The organism is Raineya orbicola, from assembly GCF_002843425.1.
GTDB lineage: Bacteria > Bacteroidota > Bacteroidia > Cytophagales > Thermonemataceae > Raineya > Raineya orbicola.
Genome location: NZ_NKXO01000069.1, coordinates 1 through 7,046 on the forward strand (window position 1 = coordinate 1; position 7,046 = coordinate 7,046).

At 39.6% G+C, this 7,046-nt stretch carries 4 protein-coding genes; 3 read left to right on the plus strand and 1 reads right to left on the minus strand.

The genetic code is table 11. The features are described from left to right. The first annotated feature begins 135 nt into the window (after positions 1-135). The 3 genes from Rain11_RS14110 (at position 136) to Rain11_RS13400 (ending at position 6,372) form a co-directional block, all read left to right on the plus strand. Entirely contained in the window at positions 136-3,285 is a 3,150-nt protein-coding gene (locus tag Rain11_RS14110) for a fibronectin type III domain-containing protein (protein ID WP_243390596.1), read from the plus strand. A gap of 90 nt (positions 3,286-3,375) precedes the next feature. Beyond that, a complete protein-coding gene (locus tag Rain11_RS13395) occupies positions 3,376-4,470 on the plus strand; it encodes a peroxiredoxin family protein (protein WP_101359876.1) in 1,095 nt (364 codons plus the stop codon). A 135-nt stretch (positions 4,471-4,605) separates the two neighbouring features. Next, positions 4,606-6,372, plus strand: coding sequence for a M14 family metallopeptidase (locus Rain11_RS13400; protein ID WP_101359877.1), 1,767 nt, complete (start codon positions 4,606-4,608; stop codon positions 6,370-6,372). A 187-nt stretch (positions 6,373-6,559) separates the two neighbouring features. On the opposite strand, the gene Rain11_RS13405 is transcribed toward Rain11_RS13400, so the two are convergent. Continuing rightward, the gene (locus tag Rain11_RS13405) at positions 6,560-6,826 is read right to left on the minus strand and encodes a T9SS type A sorting domain-containing protein (protein WP_165778151.1); all 267 of its coding nucleotides are present in this window, start codon (positions 6,824-6,826) and stop codon (positions 6,560-6,562) included. Positions 6,827-7,046 lie beyond the last annotated feature (220 nt).

Consider the following 7,046-nt stretch of genomic DNA (forward strand, 5'->3'; position numbering starts at 1 on the left):
AGAGGTAATTGACTCATATGATTAAATATTTAAAAAGTACAACTCAAAGTTAATCATTTTTTCAATTACCCTAAGTTTTTTTATTTAAATCCCTTGAAAACAATAAGTTAGACTTATAATTCACGTTATACTACAATGTCGGGTACCTCAATGGCAAGCCCGAATGTTACAGGAACACTGGTACTGATACAGCAACACTACAAAAACCTCAATGCAGGGCAATTTATGCGTTCTGCAACATTAAGAGGTCTTGTTATACATACCGCTGATGAAGCGGGAGCTAATCCAGGACCTGATTACGCCTTTGGTTGGGGGCTTTTGAATGCCGAAAAAGCAGTAAATGTAATTTCTCAAAGAAATGTGACTTCAATTATTGATGAAAGAACTCTCAACAATGGCGGAACTTACACGCTCAATGTTACCGCTTTGAGCAACACTACTCCTTTGGAAGTAACTATCTCTTGGACAGACCCTGCAGGTACGCCTTTGCCTGATAATACCTTAAACTCTACTTCTCCTCGTTTGGTAAATGATTTGGATGTAAGGGTAACGCATAGCTCTACTACCTTTTTCCCTTGGAGACTTGACCCCGCTAATCCTTCGGCGGCGGCTACACAGAACGATAATTTCCGTGATAATGTTGAAAAAATCATTATCCCAAATCCTGTGGCGGGGGCTACTTATACCATTACGGTAAATCATAAGGGAATTTTACAAGGAGGTAATCCACAGGCATACTCGCTGATTGTTACAGGTATCGCCGCTAATCCGAATGCGGTTTTTGCAGATTTCAACACTTCTGCTAATGTGATTTGCATAGGGCAAAGTATTACCTTTACTGATGCTTCTACCAAAGCTCCTTCAGCTCCTGCTATCAATTCTTGGAACTGGAATTTTGATGTAGGAAATATTGGTGGTGCTTCTCCTGCTACTGCCAACACACAAGGTCCTCATACAGTTACTTTTAACCAAAGTGGAACTTACCAAATAAGTCTTACAGTAAGCAATGGCATAGAAACTAATACAAAGACCAAAACAATTGTCGTACGAACCAATAACAACTTACCACTGACGGAAGGTTTTGAAAGTACGCCTGTCGGTTGGACGGCTACTAAAACAGGAGGACCGACTGATTGGGTAATTGTAAATGTGGGGCAAGCAAGTACTCGCTCTGCCGCAGTGGATTTATATAATAATGATATAGGAACAAATGCTTTATTCCTGAATGCACCTGCGGTAAATTTACAAAGTTTCGTAAGTGTAAATTTTGCGTTTTATGTTGCTCATAGGGGCTATGGTTCTAATCCTTCCTCGGCGGTTTATGCAAGTTTAGAGCTTCAAGCAAGTAACGACTGCGGGCAGACTTTCACTACTATTTGGAGTAAATCGGGGCAAACTTTGGCTACTACTACGCCCGCCTCTTCAACAGCCCAGTTTAATGCACCCGGAGCAAATGATTGGAGGTTAGAGAATGTCAATGTACCTGCTCCATTTTTGGGCAGTAATTCAGTGCTTTTCCGATTTAGACTAACAGACAATTACAGCAATTGGATTTATGTAGATAATATCAATATAACAGGTGTGCTACCTCCACCTCCTTCTGCACCAACTACTTTGACAGCGACAGCGGTATCCAGTTCACAAATCAATCTATCTTGGACAGATAACGCAAATAATGAAACAGGCTACAAGGTAGAACGCTCCTTGGACGGGGTGAGCTTTACAGAGATAGCGAGCAGTTTGCCTGCGAATACGACCACATACAGCGATAACGGCTTAACGGCAAATACTACGTATTACTATCGTGTTCGTGCCTTCAATACAGGTGGAAATTCTGGATATAGCAATGTAGCCAATGCAACTACTCTCCCCAACACACCTGCGGCTCCTTCTGCACCAACTACTTTGACAGCGACAGCGGTATCCAGTTCGCAAATCAATTTATCTTGGACGGATAATGCAAGTGATGAAACGGGCTACAAGGTAGAACGCTCCTTGGACGGGGTGAGCTTTACGGAGATAGCGAGCAGTTTGCCTGCGAATACGACTACATACAGCGATAACGGCTTAACGGCAAACACTACGTATTACTATCGTGTTCGTGCCTTCAATACAGGTGGAAATTCTGGATATAGCAATGTAGCGAATGCGACTACATTGCCCAATGCTCCTTCTGCACCAACTACTTTGACAGCGACAGCGGTATCCAGTTCGCAAATCAATTTATCTTGGACAGATAACGCAAATAATGAGACAGGCTACAAGGTAGAACGCTCCTTGGACGGGGTGAGCTTTACAGAGATAGCGAGCAGTTTGCCTGCGAATACGACTACATACAGCGATAACGGCTTAACGGCAAACACTACGTATTACTATCGTGTTCGTGCCTTCAATACAGGTGGAAATTCTGGATATAGCAATATAGCCAACGCAACTACATTCCCCAATGCTCCTTCTGCACCAACTACTTTGACAGCGACAGCGGTATCCAGTTCACAAATCAATTTATCTTGGACGGATAATGCAAGTGATGAAACGGGCTACAAGGTAGAACGCTCATTGGACGGGGTGAGCTTTACAGAGATAGCGAGCAGTTTGCCTGCGAATACGACCACATACAGCGATAACGGCTTAACGGCAAATACTACGTATTACTATCGTGTTCGTGCCTTCAATACAGGTGGAAATTCTGGATATAGCAATGTAGCCAATGCAACTACTCTCCCCAACACACCTGCGGCTCCTTCTGCACCAACTACTTTGACAGCGACAGCGGTATCCAGTTCGCAAATCAATTTATCTTGGACGGATAATGCAAGTGATGAAACGGGCTACAAGGTAGAACGCTCCTTGGACGGGGTGAGCTTTACGGAGATAGCGAGCAGTTTGCCTGCGAATACGACTACATACAGCGATAACGGCTTAACGGCAAACACTACGTATTACTATCGTGTTCGTGCCTTCAATACAGGTGGAAATTCTGGATATAGCAATGTAGCGAATGCAACCACACAAGCGGAGGTTACAGCTATCAACACCAATTTGGATAAAGCGATTCTGATAAGTCCTGTACCTACCACAGATTGGGTAAACGTTGATTTTACAAACGTTCGCTTCCAAAAAGCCACTATCAAAATTTACAGCGGCTCTGGTGCTTTTGTAAATGAAATAAATGTGAAAAATAACTTGGTAAAAATCAATTTTACCTCGTATGCAAAAGGAGTGTATTATTTACATATTCAAACAGAAGAAGGGTACATAGTACGAAAAATTGTAGTTCAGTAAAAAAGCAGAAAAACGGGAACTATAAAGTTTCCGTTTTTCTTTAATAAGTTTGGCAAGAAAATTGTAAAACATATTGTAAATTCAATCCTTATGAAAAAGTTCTTAAATGCTTGTTTTTTTGCACTATGCAGTTTGAGTGTTTCTGCTCAAATTCAAGTAAAGTTGGGCGGCACTGTTGCAAATACTGATGCAAGTAAAATTACCCTTGCTCGTGTAGAAGATTATGAAAAGTTCAAGATGAATGAATTTGAAGAAGTCCAAATTCAGAATAAAAAGTTTCAGAAAACCATACAACTCCTTGAACCAGGGCTTTGCATAGCAAAAATTGGAGATAAATCTATTTTGCTATTTGTGGAGGCTAATGAGAATATTCAGCTTAAAATTGATTTCAAAAAAGAGCCTTTTTACGAAGTAAAAGGCAGTAAAGGCTCTGAATTAGTGTTATCTTACAATTTAGAAAAAGAAAAACTTGCCAAAGAAAAGCTCAAACCATTGGAAGAAAAATTCAAGAAGGCAAATTCTGACGAAGAAAGAGAAATTATTTATGCTCAATATTTGCAATTACAACAGGAAATTGAAAAAAAGCTCAATGATTTTGCCCTACTAAATTTCGGTAATTCCATAGCACTCTTTTTCCTTGCTGTTCAATGGAGTGATGAAACAGATATTGCTTTCATTGATGAAGTTAATCAGCGATTTCAAAAAAAGTTCAAAGGAACTAAAATTGCCACCTACGTAGCAGATTTATCAGAAGACTATAAAAGAATAGCAATAGGCTCAGTGGCTCCCGATATAGAACTGCCTAACCCTGATGGAAAAAATATAAAGCTCTCCTCTTTGCGTGGTAAATACGTGCTTTTGGATTTTTGGGCGGCTTGGTGCGGTCCTTGTCGTGCCGAAAACCCCAATGTGGTAAATGCCTACGAGAAATATAAGAGCAAAGGATTTGATATTTACGGCGTTTCTTTGGACGATGACAAAGACAAATGGACTAAAGCCATTGAAAAAGATGGCTTGCGTTGGACAAACGTTTCTGATTTGCAAGGTTGGGACAATATCGCCGCCAAAGCCTACGGAGTTACAGCTATTCCTAAAAATTTTCTCTTGGATAAAGAAGGCAAAATCATCGCCAAAAACTTGCGAGGAAAAGCATTAGAGCAAAAATTGCAGGAACTGATGCCTTGATTATTTAGAAATAAAACTTTTGAGAAAGCACATAAAAAGACACAAGAAAATAGAGAATTGTGTCTTTTTCTTTTTCATAATATACGATTTTTCATTCTTTTTCGTTTTTTTGCAAAAACATAAACATCATAGCTTATGCAAAAAAATATTTTACTACTCATCTCTTGTATTGTACTTACTTTCAGTTCTACATTTGCCCAAAAACAAGAGGATTTAGGGTTGCGAGCTTTGGGAACACCGCCTAATCCCAAAGTAAAAGTAGCTTGGAACAGATATTACACTTATGATGAGGTAACAAGCATCTGCCGACAAATCCAAAAAGCCTATCCCGATTTGGTTACCATAGAAAGCATTGGGAAATCGTACCAAGGAAAAGATATTTGGGCTCTCACAATTACTGATTTCAAAGCGGGCAAACCTGAAACGAAACCTGCTTTCTACATTGATGGCAACATACACTCCAACGAAATACAAGGCACAGAAGTAGCCCTTTACACTGCTTGGTATCTTACGGAAAATTACAAAGATGTAAAATTTATCAAGGAACTTTTACAGGAAAGAACTTTTTACATTTTGCCCACTATCAATCCTGATGGCAGAGATGATTTCTTAAAAAATTTGAACAATGCCAATACGCCACGTTCAGGACTTGTACCCATAGATGATGACGGCGACGGCTTGATTGATGAAGATGATTTTGATGATTTGAATGGTGATGGGGAAATTACTTTTATGCGTAGAAAATCTAAAACAGGCAGATACATTCCTCACCCTAACGACCCCCGTCAGATGATTATGGCAAAACCGGGAGAACCCGGCGAATATGAACTCTTGGGCTATGAGGGTTTGGATAATGATGGTGATGGCTTTGTAAATGAAGACCGAAAAGGTTATTACGACCCTAATCGCGATTGGGGCTGGGGCTGGCAACCTGACTATATCCAATTCGGAGCGAATAAATACCCTTTTTCGCTCCCTGAAAGTCGTGCCGTAGCTGATTTTGTAATGAAACACCCTAATATCGCAGGCTCACAACATTACCATAATTATGGTGGAATGCTTTTGCGAGGTCCGGGCTCAGAGGAAGATGCTTTCACTTTTACCCCTTCCGATATTGCCGTATATGATGTACTGGGCAAAACAGGTGAAAAAATGATACCCGGTTACAAGTATCTCATTTCTTACAAAGATTTGTATTCTACCTACGGCGATTTTTCTAACTGGATGCACGCAGGCAGGGGGGTAGTTTCTTTTGTCAATGAATTGATGACGTCTTATTTGCTTTTTGATAGCAAAGAAGGTACGGCTTTTGGGCGTTTTGATAACAACGAATTTTATGAATTTGATAAGCTACTGCTTTTCGGTGATGCTTTTGTAGAGTGGAAGCCTTTCAAGCACCCTAATTATGGCGATATTGAAGTAGGGGGCTTTAAGAAAAACTATGTTCGTAACTACCCGGGCTTTCTGATAGAGCAAGATGCTCATAGGAATATGGCTTTTACACTTTTTCACGCCTATCATATTCCAAAGTTGGAAGTCTTGGAGGTAAAAAGTAAATCTTTGGGGAATGGTTTAACTCAAATTACTGCTACCATTGCTAATACAAGGCTTATTCCTACGCATCTTGCCCACGATATAAAATACAAAATCAATCCGCCTAACTTGATTACTCTGAAAGGTGAAAACGTACTTGCAGGTATGTTAATGGAAAATGCTGATTTTGGCATTGGTAAAGAAATCAAAGGTTTTCCGCCTGCAACAATAGCAGTAGAAAACATTGCAGGAATGGGAAGCGTAAAGGTGCGTTGGGTAGTGCGTGGCAATCCAAAAAACTATAACATAGAAATCAATAGTGCCAAAGGAGGCTTGAAAACTCATACAGGCACTATACAAGCAGAATAAATTTAATAAAAAAGCCCTTTCTTATTCTTGAAAGGGCTTTTGGGTTTTGTAATAGGGATTTATATTGAAAAAAATGGGCTTTGATAAAAAAAGCCAAAAGACCACTCCTTAACCATTCTTCAAAAGGAGGGGAGAATTAAAATCAAATAATTTTGAGTATGAAAAATCATATACTTTTCAACTCATTTTACTGCACTATCAACTTATGCTGATACATCTGCGAAGGAGTAGTAAGCAGTAGCAAATAAGTGCCTTTAGGTAAGTTGTTTCCGAACTGCACCTCTATCTGATTAAATCCTTTGTTGATACTACCTTTCTGTTCATACATTTCTATGCCTTGCAAATTGAATAGTTTAATGGTGTAATTTTCATCAAACAAGGCAACTAAATCTATGTTAGCTTTGTTTTGAGCGGGGTTGGGATATACACGCTCTACCGCCCAATTTTCAAGCACAGGGTTATACACGCGTACGTGGTGCGAGTATTCTGTTTTGCCTGATTTATTTACTTTCTTTCAGTCCTCCGACAAAATTTTTAGTTTGAAAAAGTAAAAAAAGAGCCATATAATTGTTGAGAGAAAAAACAAAGTTTATATGGCTCACACACAAGGGAAAGCTTTACGCAAAGGTAATGAAATGTTAGCTGTTTTGCAAAAATATTTATCAGATTGGCAT

Bases quoted from the DNA above. Each gene is read 5' to 3' on its own strand.
- Rain11_RS13395 (WP_101359876.1), top strand. From the start codon at position 3,376: ATGAAAAAGTTCTTAAATGCTTGTTTTTTTGCACTATGCAGTTTGAGT.
- Rain11_RS14110 (WP_243390596.1), top strand. From the start codon at position 136: ATGTCGGGTACCTCAATGGCAAGCCCGAATGTTACAGGAACACTGGTA.
- Rain11_RS13400 (WP_101359877.1), top strand. From the start codon at position 4,606: ATGCAAAAAAATATTTTACTACTCATCTCTTGTATTGTACTTACTTTC.